The organism is Mesorhizobium koreense, assembly GCF_031656215.1.
GTDB classification, from domain to species: domain Bacteria; phylum Pseudomonadota; class Alphaproteobacteria; order Rhizobiales; family Rhizobiaceae; genus Mesorhizobium_L; species Mesorhizobium_L koreense.
Map to the genome: position 1 here is coordinate 1,772,104 of NZ_CP134228.1, position 15,938 is coordinate 1,788,041.

The 15,938-nt window shown below is 63.2% G+C and carries 14 protein-coding genes and 1 tRNA gene; 8 read left to right on the plus strand and 7 right to left on the minus strand.

Annotated features, from left to right (window positions below; translation table 11 throughout):
* Positions 1–72 precede the first annotated feature (72 nt).
* Positions 73–621, plus strand: a complete 549-nt coding sequence (locus tag RBH77_RS08555; protein ID WP_371832870.1) for a fasciclin domain-containing protein — start codon at positions 73–75, stop codon at positions 619–621.
* A gap of 302 nt (positions 622–923) precedes the next feature.
* Positions 924–1,433: a peptide-methionine (R)-S-oxide reductase MsrB gene (gene msrB, locus RBH77_RS08560; RefSeq protein ID WP_311031699.1), complete on the plus strand. Its 510-nt coding sequence runs from the start codon at positions 924–926 to the stop codon at positions 1,431–1,433.
* 141 nt (positions 1,434–1,574) lie between these two features.
* Here the strand turns inward: msrB and RBH77_RS08565 are convergent, their stop codons facing one another.
* Together RBH77_RS08565 and RBH77_RS08570 are read right to left on the minus strand one after the other, a co-directional pair.
* On the minus strand, positions 1,575–3,167 hold the full coding sequence (locus RBH77_RS08565; RefSeq protein ID WP_311031700.1) for a DHA2 family efflux MFS transporter permease subunit: 1,593 nt from the start codon (positions 3,165–3,167) through the stop codon (positions 1,575–1,577).
* A 28-nt stretch (positions 3,168–3,195) separates the two neighbouring features.
* On the minus strand, positions 3,196–4,383 hold the full coding sequence (locus tag RBH77_RS08570; RefSeq protein WP_311031701.1) for an HlyD family secretion protein: 1,188 nt from the start codon (positions 4,381–4,383) through the stop codon (positions 3,196–3,198).
* 146 nt (positions 4,384–4,529) lie between these two features.
* Here RBH77_RS08570 and RBH77_RS08575 point away from each other — a divergent pair, with 146 nt between their 5' ends.
* On the plus strand, positions 4,530–5,258 hold the full coding sequence (locus RBH77_RS08575) for a TetR/AcrR family transcriptional regulator (protein WP_311031702.1): 729 nt from the start codon (positions 4,530–4,532) through the stop codon (positions 5,256–5,258).
* Here the strand turns inward: RBH77_RS08575 and yihA are convergent.
* The 5 genes from yihA to rpmH form a co-directional block, all read right to left on the minus strand.
* Positions 5,255–5,908, minus strand: a complete 654-nt coding sequence (gene yihA, locus RBH77_RS08580; RefSeq protein ID WP_311031703.1) for a ribosome biogenesis GTP-binding protein YihA/YsxC — start codon at positions 5,906–5,908, stop codon at positions 5,255–5,257. The genes RBH77_RS08575 and yihA overlap by 4 nt on opposite strands.
* Positions 5,905–6,543 carry a CatB-related O-acetyltransferase gene (locus RBH77_RS08585; RefSeq protein WP_311031704.1) on the minus strand — a complete coding sequence of 213 codons (639 nt, stop codon included), beginning with the start codon at positions 6,541–6,543 and terminating at the stop codon, positions 5,905–5,907. Before RBH77_RS08585 ends, yihA begins: the two co-directional genes overlap by 4 nt.
* A 150-nt stretch (positions 6,544–6,693) precedes the next feature.
* Positions 6,694–8,553: a membrane protein insertase YidC gene (gene yidC / locus RBH77_RS08590; RefSeq protein WP_311031705.1), complete on the minus strand. Its 1,860-nt coding sequence runs from the start codon at positions 8,551–8,553 to the stop codon at positions 6,694–6,696.
* Positions 8,554–8,561: 8 nt separating this feature from the next.
* A complete protein-coding gene (rnpA, locus tag RBH77_RS08595; RefSeq protein ID WP_311032477.1) occupies positions 8,562–8,891 on the minus strand; it encodes a ribonuclease P protein component in 330 nt (109 codons plus the stop codon).
* A 124-nt stretch (positions 8,892–9,015) separates the two neighbouring features.
* The gene (gene rpmH / locus RBH77_RS08600) at positions 9,016–9,150 is read right to left on the minus strand and encodes a 50S ribosomal protein L34 (RefSeq protein WP_311031706.1); all 135 of its coding nucleotides are present in this window, start codon (positions 9,148–9,150) and stop codon (positions 9,016–9,018) included.
* An 879-nt stretch (positions 9,151–10,029) separates the two neighbouring features.
* Between rpmH and RBH77_RS08605 the strand changes: the two genes are divergently transcribed.
* From RBH77_RS08605 to RBH77_RS08625, 5 genes are all read left to right on the plus strand, one after another.
* Positions 10,030–10,848, plus strand: coding sequence for a TVP38/TMEM64 family protein (locus RBH77_RS08605; protein WP_311031707.1), 819 nt, complete (start codon positions 10,030–10,032; stop codon positions 10,846–10,848).
* A 32-nt stretch (positions 10,849–10,880) separates the two neighbouring features.
* Positions 10,881–12,320, plus strand: a complete 1,440-nt coding sequence (locus RBH77_RS08610; protein ID WP_311031708.1) for a dihydrolipoyl dehydrogenase family protein — start codon at positions 10,881–10,883, stop codon at positions 12,318–12,320.
* A gap of 34 nt (positions 12,321–12,354) precedes the next feature.
* Positions 12,355–13,848, plus strand: a complete 1,494-nt coding sequence (locus RBH77_RS08615) for an ATP-binding protein (RefSeq protein ID WP_371832851.1) — start codon at positions 12,355–12,357, stop codon at positions 13,846–13,848.
* A gap of 215 nt (positions 13,849–14,063) precedes the next feature.
* Positions 14,064–14,140: transfer RNA gene (locus RBH77_RS08620), tRNA-Arg, on the plus strand.
* 990 nt (positions 14,141–15,130) lie between these two features.
* A complete protein-coding gene (locus RBH77_RS08625; RefSeq protein ID WP_311031709.1) occupies positions 15,131–15,850 on the plus strand; it encodes an FRG domain-containing protein in 720 nt (239 codons plus the stop codon).
* The last annotated feature ends 88 nt before the right edge of the window (positions 15,851–15,938 follow it).

The following is a 15,938-nucleotide window of genomic DNA, read 5'->3' on the forward strand; positions in this document are numbered from 1 at the left end:
CCTGTGCGCGATCCGTGACTCCCTTCGCCCATCAAGGGATCAACCAAGGAGAGTTTCATGTCTGCTCGCAACATCCTCGCCGCCGTTTTCGCCGGTTCCGTCGCCTTTGCCGCCTTCGGCGGCGTGGCTTATGCCAAGGACCCGATGGTCGGCGGCGCACCCATGTACGCCTCGAAGAACATCATCGAGAACGCCGTCAATTCGAAGGACCACACCACGCTTGTCGCGGCGGTCAAGGCCGCCGGCCTCGTCGAGACGCTCGAAGGGAAGGGACCGTTCACCGTCTTCGCGCCGACCAACGAAGCCTTCGCCAAACTACCGAAGGGCACGGTCGAAACCCTGCTGAAGCCGGAGAATAAGGACAAGCTTACCAAGATCCTGACCTGCCACGTCATCGCCGCCGACGCGACCGCCTCGGTCGTCAAGAAGATGGTCAAGGAAGACGGCGGCGCACACAAGGTCAAGACTGTCGGCGGCTGCATGCTGACCCTGCGCGACAAGAAGGGCCACGTCACCGTTACCGACGAAAACGGCAATACCGCCCGCGTCACTATCGCCGACGTCAAGCAGTCGAACGGCGTGATCCATGTGATCGACAAGGTGCTCTTGCCGAAATCCTGACGGATGGACGGGCCGCGCCACCCCGGCGGCGCGGTTTCCGTCCGAAGAAGGCCGGCGGCGTCAGTCCCTCATCGCAATGCCGGCCTTCTGCCCCGTTCGCCGCTCTGTTGGACCGTCCAGGCATCCTTGCAAAGGCGGCGGACGGGGCTCTTGGGCCGGACCCTGTTCACGTTGCATATTCCCGAAGATGTGAAGGCGTCGCCGGCGAAAATGATGCCGGAATTGGCGCCCCTTGCGGCATTATGGCTTCGAAGCCGGCGGCGGAAGCGGCCGGCAGGAATTTCCCGAGAGGAGAGATGAGCATGAACCGGCGCAATTTTCTTTATGCTTCGGCCGGCACGCTGGCGATCGCGGCGGGCGGATCGGCATTTTTTCGGCTGTTCGCCGTGGACAGCGCGGAGGCCGAAACCTTCGAGGTGACGAAGACCGAAGCCGAGTGGCGCAAGATCCTGACGCCGGAGCAGTACAATATCCTGCGCGAAGAAGGGACCGAGCCGCCTTTCTCAAGCCCGCTTCTCAACGAGCACCGTGCCGGCATCTTCCATTGCGCCGGCTGCGACCTCGCCCTTTATTCGTCCAAGACCAAGTTCGAGTCCGGCACGGGCTGGCCGAGCTTCTGGGAGGCGCTGCCGAACGCGGTCGCGAAGAAGTCGGACTATGCGCTGGTCATGGAGCGGACGGAGGTCCATTGCCGCCGCTGCGGCGGCCATCTCGGCCATGTCTTCGACGATGGCCCGCCGCCCACGGGCAAGCGCCATTGCATCGATGGCCTTGCACTGGGTTTCAAGGCGGATAGCCCTACGGCGAGCTGAGTTCGCTGCCATCGGACACGATAGGTTCAGGTGCGTCCTTCGAGGCTCGCTTCGCTCGCACCTCAGGATGAGGAAGACTTGTGCAGACCTCCCTCATCCTGAGGTGCGGACGAAGCGTGCCTCAAACCGCGCCACGGGCTCTCAGTGCCCGCCGCCTCCGCCTGCGGACGCGGGAGGTCTGCGCATCATGACGGCGAAGACGGCGAGCATCGCGAAAAGCACCGTCAGCAGGTAGAAGATGTCGGCAAACGCCATCACCTGCGCCTGCAGATGCACCCTGCCGGCCATCTGCGCGATCGCGCCGGTGGCGCCATCGATGCCGTGCGCCTTGAGGTTGCCCGCCATCTGGCTGAGCTGTTTCAGCGCCTCCGGATTGCTCCAGCTCACGCTTTCGGAAAGCCGCGTATAATGCATGTCGGAGCGGTGGATCAGAAGCGTGTTGATCAGCGCCAGCCCGACAGCGCCGCCGAGGTTGCGGGTCAGGTTGAAGAGGCCGGAAGCGTTCTTCATCTTGTCCGGCGACAGCGTGCCGAGCGCCAGGTTGCTGATCGTCACCATGCACAGCATCAGCGAGACGCCGCGGAAGATCTGCGGGACGATCAGTTCGTTATAGTCCCAGTCCGAGGTGAGACCGGTCGTCATCCATGTGCCGGCGGCAAAGCCGAGGAAGCCGATCAGCAGGATCAGGCGCGGGTCGAGCTTGCGCGAGAGGAAGCCCGAGATCGGCGCTGTCACGAACATCGCCGCGCCGCTGATGAAGACGGCCTCGCCGATCATCAGGGAATCGTAGCCGCGGATGCGCCCGAGATAGAGGGGATACAAATAGGTAAGCCCGTAGAGGCCGATGCCCATGACGAAGGAGAATATCGAGCCGAAGGTGAAGTTGATGTCCTTGAAGGCGCTGAAATCGACGACCGGAACCGCCGCCCGGAAGGAGCGCCAGAAGAATACCACCGCGCCGATCACCATTATGACGGCGAACTTGAAGACGGTGTCGTCCTGCAGCCAGTCATATTGCGGCCCTTCCTCGAGCACGTATTCGAGCGAGCCGAGGAACGCCGCCATGCCGGCGAGCCCGATCCAGTCGAAGCGCTTGAAGAGCGAGTGATCGCCCTCGTCGAAATCGATCAGCGTCCAGGCGGCGGCCGTCACCATGATGCCGGGGATGATGTTGACCAAAAACAGCGCGTGCCATGAGAAGGCGTGACTGAGATAGCCGCCGATGGTCGGGCCGATCGTCGGCGCCAGCGTCGCGACGAGACCGATCATCGGCGTCACGACCGAACGCTTCGACGGCGGGAAGATGGTGTAGGCGGCCGCGAAGACGCTCGGGATCATGCCGCCGCCGATGAAGCCCTGGATGGCACGGTAGACGATCATCTGGTCCATGTTGGTGGCCGTGGCGGCAAGGCCGCTCGCCGCCGTGAAGCCGGCCGCCGAGATGGTGAAGAGCACGCGCGTCGACAACAGCCTCCCGAGGAAGCCCGACAGCGGGATCATGATCACCTCGGCGACGAGGTAGGACGTCTGTACCCAGGCGATCTCGTCGGGGCCGGCGGCAAGGCCGGCCTGGATCTCGCCGAGCGAGGCGGAGACGATCTGGATGTCGAGGATCGCCATGAACATGCCGAAGACCATCGCCAGGAAGGCGAAGACGCGGCGCATGTCCATCGCCTCCTCCGGCCGTACCGAAGGCGCGATGGCGACATTCATCGTTGTGGTTGCCGTGGCCATGGCGGTCGGCTCCCTGATCTGAGCAGCGTTACCGGACGACGGACGTACGTGGCGCGGTGCGGCTGTCGACGTCGACCACGACGCTCAAGCCCGCGCGCAACTTGCCCTTGGCGAGCACGTCGGCCGGGATGGCGATCCGGACCGGGATGCGCTGCACGACCTTGGTGAAGTTGCCGGTCGCGTTCTCCGGCGGCAGCAGCGAGAACAGGGCGCCGGAAGCCGGGGCAAGCGAGGACAAGGTGCCCTCGAAGCCGCCGCCATCCATAGCGTCGACCTCGACACGGACCTTCTCGCCGGGCTCCATACGCGCGAGCTGCGTCTCCTTGAAGTTCGCGGTTATGTAGAGCTTGTTCAGCGGTACAACCACGCCGAGCTTCTGGCCCGGCGACACCAGATCGCCTTCCTTGACCGAAAGATTGCCGACGACGCCATCATAGGGCGCGCGCAGCACGGTGAAGGAGAGGTCGCGCGCGGCCTTGTCGCGTGCCAGTTCCAGCGAGCGGATGGAACTCTTCGCCTCCTCGTACTGTGCCTTGAGCACGCCGATGTTGGCGTTGGCCGCAGCGATCTGCGCATCGGCGCCGGAGAGATTGGCATTGGCCTGCTCGACGGCGGTCTGGGCATCGTCGAGTTGCGCCTGCGTGCCGACCTTGGTGGCGACCAGCCTCTGCGCACGGTCGCGCGTGCGCACAGCATTGTCGGCCGCGGCTTGCGCGGCGGTCTTCTGCGCGTCGGCCTGCTGCAGCGAAGCCTTCGCCGCCTCGATCTGAGCATCGATGCGCGAAAGCGTCTTTTCCTCGGTCGCGATCTTGGCGCGGGCCTCGTCGAGCGCGATGCGGTAGTCGCCCGCGTCGATGGTGACCAACGGGTCGCCTGCCTTGACGTGCTCGTTCTCGGTCGCCGCGACATGCTCGACATAGCCGGTGATCTTCGGCGCGACGGAAGCCATGTCCACCTGGACATAGGCGTCGTCGGTGGAGATCATGAAACGGCCGACGGTCCAGTAATCGTAGCCGTACCAGGCGGCGCCCGCGAGAAGGCCGAGCCCGATGATCGGCAGCACGATCTGTCGTGCGGAACGCTTCTTCTTTTGCGTTTCGGCCGCCGCTGGGGCATCCTCTCTCGGCTTGTCGACCGGCCTCTCGATCTCGGGCACGGTCCGGGCGTTCGGGAACGGACGAAGTTCGGCAACCGTTGAACTGGCGGAAGTGGACATGGAATAACCTTCGTATAGGTGAACTGAACCGTTCGGTTCGAACTTGACATAGACCATGGAAGGGCCCATATCAAGGGCATCGAACCGATCGGTTCGAAAAAAAATTTCCGAAATGGAAATTCGGGCGGATTTCCGGGGCAGAAAAAATGGAGCGCGAACTTAAATTGGAGCTTGAGAAGACCGTGACGGATGCTTGTCCGTTTGCGCCGGAAGGCGTGAGGAGAGGGCGTCCGGCAGCGGGACAGGACCCTGTCAAGCGCAAGCAGATTATCGACGGCGCGCGCCGCGTCTTCATCGACATGGGCTTCGATGCTGCCTCGATGAACGACATCACCCGCGAGGCGGGCGTGTCCAAGGGCACGATCTATGTCTATTTCGCCAACAAGGAAGAGCTTTTCGAGGCGATCGTCGAGGAGGAGCGCGGCTCCATCTTCAACAATCTCTATGGCGCGCTGGAAAGCGGTGGCAGCCTGCGTGAGACGCTGATCAATTTCGGCATGGCGCTGTCGTTCAAGATAACCTGCGACAAGGTCATCAGCGCGCAGCGCACGATTATCGGCGTCTCGGAGCGGATGCCCGACCTCGGCAAGCGCTTCTACGAGCGCGGACCGATGCACGGACACAAGATCTTCATGGATTTCCTCGAGGTGGCCGCAAAAAAGGGCCTGCTCGACATGGAGGATGTCTCGCTGGCGGCGTTCCAGTTCACCGATCTCGCGCTCGCCGGCCTTTTCCGTCAGTGCATCTTCGCCTACCGCAGCGACCCGCCGAGCGAGGAGGAGATGCGCTATGTCGTGACGGCAGGCGTCGATGTCTTTCTCAAGGCATATGGAACCGAGAAGCTGCGGCGGCAGATGGCTGGAGAGAAGAACTAGGCCGTAGCCGTCAGGATCGCCGCGCGGAGATCGTCGATGCCCTGTCCCTTCTCGGACGAGGTGGCGATCACCTCCGGATAGGCGGCCGGGCGCTTCCTGATCTTTTCCAGCGTTTCCGAAACCAGCCTCTCGACGGCGGGCGGCTTGATCTTGTCGATCTTGGTCAGCACGAGCTGATAGGAGACCGCCGCGCGATCGAGCAGGTCCATGACCTCGCCGTCGATCGTTTTCACGCCATGACGCGCGTCGATCAGGAGATAGACACGCTTCAGCGTTACGCGGCCGCGCAGATAGTCGAAGACGAGTTTCGTCCAGCGGTCGACCTCGTCCTTCGGCGCCTTGGCGAAGCCGTATCCCGGCATGTCGACCAGCGCCAGCGGCGGCAGGTCGTTCGCCGCGCCCGAAAACCCGTCCGGCACGAAATAGTTGAGTTCCTGTGTGCGGCCGGGCGTGTTGGAGGTGCGCGCCAGCGCCTTCATGCCGACGAGCGCGTTGATGAGCGACGACTTGCCGACATTCGACCGGCCGGCGAACGCGATCTCCGGCGGCCCCTCCGGCGGCAGGAACTTCATCGCCGGAACGCCGCGGATGAACACGAAGGGTCGCCCGAACGGCGCCGCGGCGATTGTCTGCGAACCTCTATCCTTCACGATGCGGCTTCCAGCTTTTCGATATCCACGCCGGCGATCGTATCGACATTGCGCATGATCCTGTCGATCGGCCAATGCCACCAGGCGACCGCCAGGAGGCGCGATACCGTCGCCTCGTCGAACCGCATCCTTACCACGCGCGCGGGATTGCCGGCGACGATCGCATAGGGTGGCACGTCGCGCGACACGACGGCTCTTGCGGCGACGATGGCGCCGTCGCCGATCGTAATCCCGGGCAGCACCATGGCTTCGGTACCGAACCAGACATCGTTGCCGACGATCGTGTCGCCGCGGAAGCCGGCTTCGACCGAGCCGTCGTCCCAGGCCGCGCGGGCATCGCCGCCGAGGATGCCGAAGGGATAGGTGGAGAAGCCGCGCATGTCGTGGTTGGCGCCGTTCATGATGAAGCGCGTGTCGGCGGCGATCGCGCAGAACCTGCCGATGACCAGCCGATCGCCAATGAATTCGAAATGGTAGAGGACGCACTGTTCCTCGAAGCGCTCCGGCCCGAGCGGATCGTCGTAATAGGTGAAATCGCCGATCTCGATGGTCGGCCGCGTCACCAGCGGCTTCAGGAAGCCGCAGCGCTTCTGGTCGGGCATCGGATGGATGGTGTTCGGGTCGGGAAGCGGCATGGAAGGCACCTGTGGCGGTTATTGGTGCGTGGTTCGAGGCTCGCTTCGCTCGCACCTCACCATGAGGGAGGTCTAGCGCCGACGGTCCTCATCCTGAGGCGCGAACCCGAAAGGTGAGCCTCGAAGGACGCACACACAGAAGACGCCGGCCTATTCGGCCGGCTTGGGCTTCTTCTTGCGCGAGAACAGCGTCTTCAGATTGTTACCGAGTTCGATCGGAACGCCCTGGCGTTTCATGATGATGCCCTGCTGCAGGATCGAAAGCGAGTTGTTCCAGGCGTAGTAGATGACCAGCCCCGCGGGAAAGTTCGCCATCATGATGGTGAAGACGACCGGCATCCAGTTGAAGATCATCGCCTGGGTCGGGTCGGGCGGCGTCGGATTCATGCGCATCTGCATGAACATGGTGACGCCGAGGATCAGCGCCCAGACGCCCAGATGCGGCAGGAAGGCCGGCGGCGTGTAGGGCAGGAGCCCGAACAGGTTGAAGACCGAGGTCGGGTCGGGCGCGGCGAGGTCGTGGATCCAGCCGTAGAACGGCGCATGCCGCATCTCGATGGTGATGTAGAGCACCTTGTAGAGCGCGAAGAAGACCGGCACCTGAAGGAGCATCGGCCAGCAGCCGGCGATCGGGTTGATCTTCTCCTTCTTGTAAAGCTCCATCAGCGCCTGCTGCTGCTTCATCTTGTCGTCCGCGTATTTCTCGCGGAGTTCCGCCATCGCCGGCTGCACCAGCTTCATCTTCGCCATGGAGGCGTAGGATTTGTTGGCGAGCGGGAAGAAGGCGAGCTTCAGGATGACCGTGGTGGCGATGATGGCCAGGCCGAAATTGCCGAAGAACTTGTAGAGCGTGTCGATCAGCCAGAACATCGGCTTGGTGATGAAATAGAACCACCCCCAGTCGATGAGCAGGTCGAACTGCCTGATATGGCGGTCCTTCTCATACTGGTTGATCGTTCCGACCTGCTTGGCGCCGGCGAAGACGAGCGATTCTACGCTGGTCGTCTGGCCCGGCGCGATCTTGATCGGATCGGTGAGATAATCCGACTGGTAGCGCGGCCTGCCGTCGCTGAAATAGTTGAAATGCGGCTGGAAAGCCTGTTTCTCCGGCGGCACCAGCGCGACGGCCCAGTATTTGTCGGTGATGCCCAGCCAGCCGTCGTCCGACTTGCCAGGCGTGACCTGCTTTTCCTCCTCGATCTTGGAGTATTTGATTTCCTGGAGGCCCTCCTTGCCGGTCACGCCGATGAGGCCTTCATGGAGGACGTAGCTCGAACGGTCGTCCGGCTTGTTGAAGCGCGTGACGCGGCCGTAATTCGACAGCGACACCGGCTGGCTGCCGGCGTTGGTGACGCTGTCGTCGATGGTGAACATGTATTTGTCGTCGACGGAGATGGTCCGCTTGAAGGTCAGGCCCTTGTCGTTGGTGTAAGTCAGCGTAACCGGCGTCGAAGGCGTCAGTGTCGAATTGCCCTCGACGGTCCACACCGTCGTCGGTCCCGGCACCTGGCCGGTCTGGTCGCTGCCGACGAAGCCGATCTCGGCATAGTACCCATCCGGCAGGCCGGCGGGGTTGAGCAGTTCGATATTGGGCGAATTCTTGTCGACCGTCTCGCGATAGTGTTTCAGCACCAGATCATCGAGGCGCGCGCCGGTGAGGCTGATCGAGCCCGAAAGGCTCGGCGTGTCGATCTTGACACGCTTTGTGTCGGCGACGCTCTCGGCGCGGTTGGCCTGCACTTTCTCCTGGGAGGATTGGCCCGGCACGTTGGCATTGGGAGCGGCCGGCGCCGCCTGGCCGGCGGTCTGGCTGGTCGCTGCCTGGTTTGAGGCGCCCTGCTGGCCGGCCGAAGCCTCAGCCTGCTTCTTGGCCTGTTCCGTGCGCTGCTGCTCGACCTGCGCGGCCTGACGCTGATGCTCGATGCGCGGGTTCATGTAGAACACCTGCCACAGCGTCAGGATCAGGATCGAAAGCGCGATCGTGATGAAGAAATTGCGTTGGTTTTCCATAAGAGGTTCTACGGTTTCCTGCTTATGCGCCGCGAAAGCTCGGCCTTGAGCGCGCCGAATGGGACGTCCAGTATGTCCCGCCTGCCAACGATGACATAATCGTTGCCGTCCGCCGTGTCACCGGCGGCATGCGTCCTTACCGCCTCTTTCAGCCGCCGGCGGATGCGGTTTCTTGTCACCGCGTTGCCGACCTTCTTCGTGACCGTGAAGCCGACCCTCGGTTCTCCGCCGTCGCCACGCTCGAGCACCTCGAGGAGAAAAAGCCGTCCACGCCGTTTCTCGCCCTGGCGCACGGCCAGGAATTCCGCGCGTTTCCTGAGCCGACCGTAAGGCCGCATGCCGGCCGCAGGCGTTTTGCTCTTCTCGTCGGCGGTGTGCGGTTCGACAGGCATCCGCCCGGCCGGTTCATGCCGGAACGATCCGCGACCGGAATTGCCGCGATGTCCGGCCGAAGGGCACGCTTCAGGCCGAAAGACGCTTGCGGCCGCGCGTGCGGCGCGCTGTAATGACCCTACGGCCGCCCTTGGTGGCCATGCGCGCGCGGAAGCCGTGGCGCCGCTTGCGGACGAGCTTGGATGGTTGATAGGTACGCTTCATTTATTTGACTACCGCGGCGTGCGGCCCTTCTTGGTTCTGTTCAGGCCTGTTCAAGCCTGCCTATGCTCGGGGAACGGGAGCTGACCGTCCGTTTCGGCGCAACAACAAAAGCGCCGGGCGAACGGCCCGAACGTGCGGCGGCTTATAGAAACGCGGTTCGCGGAAGTCAACCGGGCGATAGGGTGGCGAAGGATGGAAAACGCCGCCGTTATTCTGATTCCGGCAGTGCGCAGCGATAGCGAAGGGCGGAGGCGGCGACCCAATACGCGCGCGTCCCAGCGGGCGGCCGCAAGGACGCACGTAATTTACTAGATGAGCGAGCCTGCGGCCGCCCGTCTTTCCCGAGTGAACAATGGCCAGATCGGAAACGAGGCGTGGCGAGGATGAGGCATATTTGGAAGGCAAATGCGGATAATCCTCTGCTCCTTCGCACCCCCCTCTGTCCTGCCGGACATCTCCCCCTCAAGGGGGGAGATCGGCTGTCACCACCGCTTTCGCAAACCTTCAAAGCTGCAGGAAAGGGTGTAAGCGGCACGGCCGGCTGATCTCCCCCCTTGAGGGGGAGATGTGCGGCAGGACAGAGGGGGGTGCAAAGGGGCAGAGGACAAGCAACGATGTCCACAACGACAATGAGCTTCAGGCACACGCATCCCACAAGCGCCCGACCGGGCGTCGCGGCATGTGCCGCGCCCCCGCGGAGCCCAGCCGCGCCAGCGGCGTACGGGCGTGAGCGAGAAGAAGATACACGAAAGGGTGAGAGCGGCCGCCGGGGGGCTCAAATGCGGGTGAGGGAAGTGCAAATCACTTGCCCGTAAGGTGCCCTTCCTTCACTGGTAGGCGGCAGTTCATGAAAACCTCACCGGTCAGGAGCGGCGAATAATGGCGCAAAGCGCGCTCGATGAAGATCGGATGGCGGACCGTCCGCCGGACGCGACGTCCACGCGTTCGCGCCGGCCCGCGGCCGTTGGCAGCGCCGTCGATCCTCGCCGGAACTGGCGGCGGTTTTTGCCGCTTCTTCTGATCGTCGCCTGCCTCGCTACCGGCTATGCGCTTGGCTGGCAACGCTATCTGACGCTCGACTATCTAGCCGCGAGCCGCCTTGCGCTGAAAGAGACGGTTGCCGACAATCCCGCTGCCGCGGCGATTGCCTTCACAGGCCTCTATACGCTGGTGGTGGCGCTTTCCATTCCCGCCGCGTCGATCCTGACCATTTTCGCCGGCTTCCTTTTCGGCTGGTTTCCAGGTGGCATCCTCGTCGCGGTCGCGGCGACGGCGGGTGCCACCGTGCTCTTCCTCGCTGCACGGACGGCCTTCGGCGATTTCCTGCGCGAGCGGGCAGGCAAGCGCGTCCTGCGGCTGGCGGAGGGCTTCGAGAAGGACGCGTTCGGCTATCTTCTGGCGCTCAGGCTGGCGCCCGTCTTTCCCTTCTTCGTCGTCAACATCGCGCCGGCCTTCTTCCATGTTCGGCTCCGCACCTATCTGGCGGCGACCTTTCTCGGCATCCTGCCGGGCACCTTCGTCTATGCCTATCTCGGCAGGAGCATCGACGCGGTGCTGACGGAAGCGCACTTGGCCGGCCGTGCGGTCGGCCTTGCCGATCTGGTGTCGTCCCGGGTCACCGTTGCCTTCCTGCTGCTGGCATTGATCGCCTTGCTGCCGGTGGCGGTGCGGACGCTCAGGCGCCGCCGACGGCCCTGAGCGACGGGGCGGGGAGACCGGCGGGGCGGGCGATGACGGAAACCCTTATACCGGACATCTGCGTGATCGGCGCCGGATCGGGCGGGCTGACCGTTGCCGCGGCGGCGGCCCAGTTCGGCGCGCCGGTGGTGCTTGTCGAAAAAGGACTGATGGGGGGCGACTGCCTCAACTTCGGCTGCGTCCCCTCCAAGGCGCTGATCGCGGCGGCGAAGGCGGCGCACCGCCAGCGCAACGTCTCGGCTTTCGGGGTGGCGGACGTCGTTCCCGAGATCGATTTCGCCAGGGTCCACCGGCACATCCGCGAAGTGATCGATGCCATCGCGCCCAACGATTCCGTCGAGCGCTTCACCGCGCTTGGCGTCAGGGTCGTCGCGGGCGCGGCGCGCTTCAAGGACAGGAATACGGTGGTGGTAAGCTCCAATGGGAGCGATCACGAAATCCATGCCCGGCGCTTCGTCCTCGCCACCGGCTCTTCTCCGTTCGTACCGGGAATCCCGGGACTGGAAGAGGTCGGATACCTGACCAACGAGACGGTTTTCGATCTTGCCGAGCGGCCGGGCCACCTGGTCGTCATCGGCGGGGGGCCGCTCGGTATGGAACTAGCCGAGGCACATCGCCGGCTCGGCGCGAAGGTGACCGTGCTGGAGGCGGCAAGCGTGCTTTCACGGGAGGATCCCGAACTGGCGGCGGTCGTTCGGGACGCGCTTCGGCGCGAGGGCGTGATCATCCACGAAAGGGTGCGCGTCGTCGGCGTGGAGCGGAAGGCGGATGGCGGCATCCGGGTTGGAGCGGAGACGGATACCTGCGCCCTCGCCGTCGATGGCACGCATATATTGGTGGCGGCCGGGCGGACCGCCAATATCGAGGGACTCGATCTCGAAAAAGCGGGGATTGCCTTCGATCGCAAGGGCATAAGGGTCGATCGTCGATTGCGCTCGACCAATCGGCGCGTCTACGCGATCGGCGACGTCGCCGGCGGGCCGCAATTCACCCATGCCGCCAACTATCATGCCGGGCTTGTGCTGCGCGCGCTCCTGTTCCGCCTGCCGGCAGCCGAGAACCGGCTCATCGTGCCGCGCGTCACCTATACGGATCCGGAACTGGCGCATGTGGGGCTTTTGGAGGAGGAAGCGCGCAAGGCGCATGGCGCCGTGCGCGTGCTGAAATCGCCCTATGCCGGGAACGACCGCGCGCAGACCGAAAGGCGGACCGAGGGCTTCATAAAGCTGGTGGCGGGCCGGCGCGGCCGCATCCTCGGCGTTTCGATCGTCGGCGCGGGAGCAGGCGACATGATCGGTTTCTGGGCGCTGGCGCTGTCGAAGAGGATGAGCGTTCGCGACATTGCCGGTTATGTCGCGCCCTATCCGACCTTAGGGGAAATTGGCAAGCGCGCGGCACTGGCCTATTTTTCGGATACAACCCGAAATGGGTGGGTGCGCCGGCTTGTCGGGTTCCTGCGGAGGTTCGGCTGATGAAAGCCGGCGTCCGCCGTGGAAGCGGAAGAAGATGATGGAGAAGCAGGACGAGAGCCGGGATAAGGAGGCCGAGCCGGCCCTTGCCGACAGCGTGCCGCTGACACGTGGCCTGTCGACCAAGCTTCTTCTTCTGACCATTCTTTTCGTGCTCATCGCCGAAGTCCTGATCTTCGTGCCGTCGATCGCCAATTTCCGGCTGACATGGATGCAGCAGAAGCTCGGCACCGCGGCGGCCGTCGGTGTCGCGCTGGTGCAGGGCAAGCCGGACATGCTGAGCCGTTCTGCCCAGGACGAGCTTCTGATGGCGCTCGACGCAAGGGCCATCGCGGTGCGCGACGCCGGCGAATCGCATGTGCTCGTGGTGTCGAGGATGCCGCCGCATGTCGACGAGCAGATCGACATCAACCACATCGGCGCATGGGCTGCTATCGCCGGGGCCATCGATACGGCTCTCTTCGGCGGCGACCGGATGCTGAGAATCTACGGCAAGGTCGGTGAAAGCGATATGGGCTTCGAGCTCATCATCCCCGACGAAGGGCTGCGCCGGGCGATGATGGTCTATGCGCGGAACATCGCGCTTCTGTCGCTGCTCATCTCACTGATAACAGCCGGCCTCGTCTTCTACGCCATCAACCGCATCATGATCCGGCCCATCCGGGAGATGACCCGGTCCATGCTCGATTTCGCGCGGGCGCCGGACGATCCGGGCCGCATCATCCACCCCGAGCCGCGTGGCGACGAGTTGGGGGTCGCCGAGCGCGAACTCTCCTCCATGCAGGAGAAGCTGCAGAAGACGCTGGCCGGGCAGAAGCACCTTGCCGATCTCGGGCTTGCCGTCTCCAAGATCAACCACGACATGCGCAACGTGCTGGCTTCCGCGCAACTGATCTCGGACCGGCTGAGCCGTGTCAGGGATCCGTCCGTCCAGGCCTCGGTGCCCAAGCTGGTGCGCTCGCTCAATCGTGCGGTGGCCTATACGGAGGGCGTGCTCGCCTACGGGCGTACGCAGGAGGCGCCGCCATCGCGTCGGCGCATACGCCTGCGCCAACTCGTCGAGGAGGTGCGCGATATGCTCGGCATCGAGGCGGGAAGCGGCATCGAGTTCGAGAACGATGTCGATGCCGGCTTCGAGATCGACGCCGATCCGGAGCAGCTTTTCCGGGTGCTCGCCAATCTCAGCCGCAACGCCACCCAGGCGATGGCGGGCGACGCCGGCGCGGAAGTGGTGAAGCGGCTTTCCATAACCGCAACGCGGGCGGGCAGCGTCAGCCGCGTCATGGTGGCCGACACCGGACCCGGCCTGCCGGCGAAGGCGCGGGAGAATTTGTTCGCCGCCTTCCGCGGCTCCGCGCGCAGCGGCGGCACGGGACTTGGTCTGGCCATCGCGCAGGAACTGGTGCGCGCGCATGGCGGATCGATCGAACTGGTCGAGAGCGTCGGCGGTCGCACGGTCTTCGCCTTCACCATTCCCGACCAGCCCGTGCGCATCGAGGAAGCGCGCAGCGCGCTCAGGCGGCCGGCATGAGCGGCGTGCGGGTAGATCGGCCGGCCGGGTGCGCCTGGAGGTGTTTCCAACGGCGTGGCCGCAGTCCCGCACGCTCATCCGTGCTGCCAAGGTGTGCGCCTGAACTTTTCTTCCGATCGTCTTGCTTTTCGATGCGCCAGTCGCTAGGTAACCGCGCACGGTTCACCGGGTTGCCTGCATTGCGGTCCGGTTCGGCCCATCCAAGGGCCGGTTGCGCGCCCGTAGCTCAGCTGGATAGAGCACCAGACTACGAATCTGGGGGTCAGGAGTTCGAATCTCTTCGGGCGCGCCATCATTTCAACGACTTAGCCGGACACCGCAGACTAGAGAGACGAATTAGTCTGCGATTTAGTCTGCGGAAGCGCAAAGCCCTTTTTCGCCGGCGTCCAGCTGAGTCTTCCGGCGCGAGATCGCTGAACGCGGAGCTCGGACCCAAAAGTGCCTCCAGCGGACCAGGATTCCTCGCTCGAAGGCTTACCTTCGTTGAGAACGGTCCTGGGTACCACGCTCCAAAGGCTGCAAGTTGCCGTTAGGCCCAATGATCGATTGGACGGATCGAGGCGGAAAAGTCAATAGAAATCAAGCCATAGCGCTTGGTCGAGTGAGCCATGCTATACCGAATGCAGTATCCGTTGGCTCTATAGATAGATGCTTCGCACGTCATGTCGTCGATCATGGCGAGCGCGGGGGGAGACGGCGGCAGGCAAACTGATTTTGGATAATCCGTCGGCCAGTGTGCAATAGGCTTCGCTCACCTGCGCTCGTATGGGGACAGCCAGGCGGCGTGACTCTTGGCGCGGTCAACATTCCTTGCGGCACAGGCGGTGGATGCGATCGATACGAGAGGCCCGCTCTCATGTCTGCCAAGGTGAGCGATCGCCGGTAGCCTGCCGCCGGCGATCAAGCGGTCCCAACGCTTCGAAGGCCTACGTGGCTCGCGGATGTGCGACAGCCTCGCCGAATGGCAGGCCCGTTGAACCGCCTGCCGCTGATGCCGTTACCCAGCAGCTGAGCCCATGCTCGTACGACATCGCGATGAGTTGCTCTTCCGCAAGCTGCTTCTCTACATCCGTACGCACCCGAAATGGGGGGGCGGAATCCAGCCCGAGCTGGAGGAAATAATCCGCGGTAAGGCCGGAAAAAGCATCGATCTTGCCCCAACCAGACCACCGCATTTATTTGTTGTCACCGGGGCCTGGATTCGAACCAAGATCTCTCAGTCCACACTGAGCGTGTTGTCCGTTACACCACCTACCGGCAACCCATTTTAGGAACTCTCCCAATGCCATTCAACAAGTTTTTCGAAGACATCGAGGCGGCGAAGAGGCGTACACGAACGAGCAACGGAGGTGCGTGGTACCGTGGAGTAGGCGATGGCAGATACAAATTGCTCCCCTCCCTGCTTCGTTTCTCGAGGCCGCATCCAAAGGCCGAAGCCAATCTCTACGCCGACTTCTGGACGATGGTCGAAGGAACAGCCATTGAGGAAACCTGGGAGCGGCTTTCCTTCATGCAACATTTCGGAGTTCCGACTCGCCTTCTCGACTGGACAACGGATCTCAACGTAGCACTTTACTTCGCAATTGCTTATTCCCGAAAACACGGGACTGGAGACCCATGCATATGGGTGCTAAACCCATATCGTCTAAATATTAAGTACAAAGGAAATATGATTATATACGACAAGGTCGATCAAGTCGACTTTCACTACTATGATGCGGTGCGAGCAAACTCGTTCCCCGACATGCCGATTGCGATGAGGCCGGCTTGGTCGAATCCGCGCGTACGGGCTCAGTCGGGAGCATTTACGCTACACGGTTCAATCGAGCGACCTCTGGAGGACCTGGTCGACAGCAGGATAGTAACGCGGGTTCTCGTCAATCACTCGAGTGTGGACGCGATACGCGAAAAGCTGATCGCGGAGGGCGTCAACGATTTCAGGATGATGCCCGGTCCTGAAGGGCTTGCTCTTTATCTGAGGAAACTGCATTTGAACGTGTGAGATAGATCCGCGTGTGAGTTCGACAAAGACGGTCGCCGCTGTGGGATGAGCCTCATTCACTAGCTCCAGAGATTAGGAGGTGGCCAGC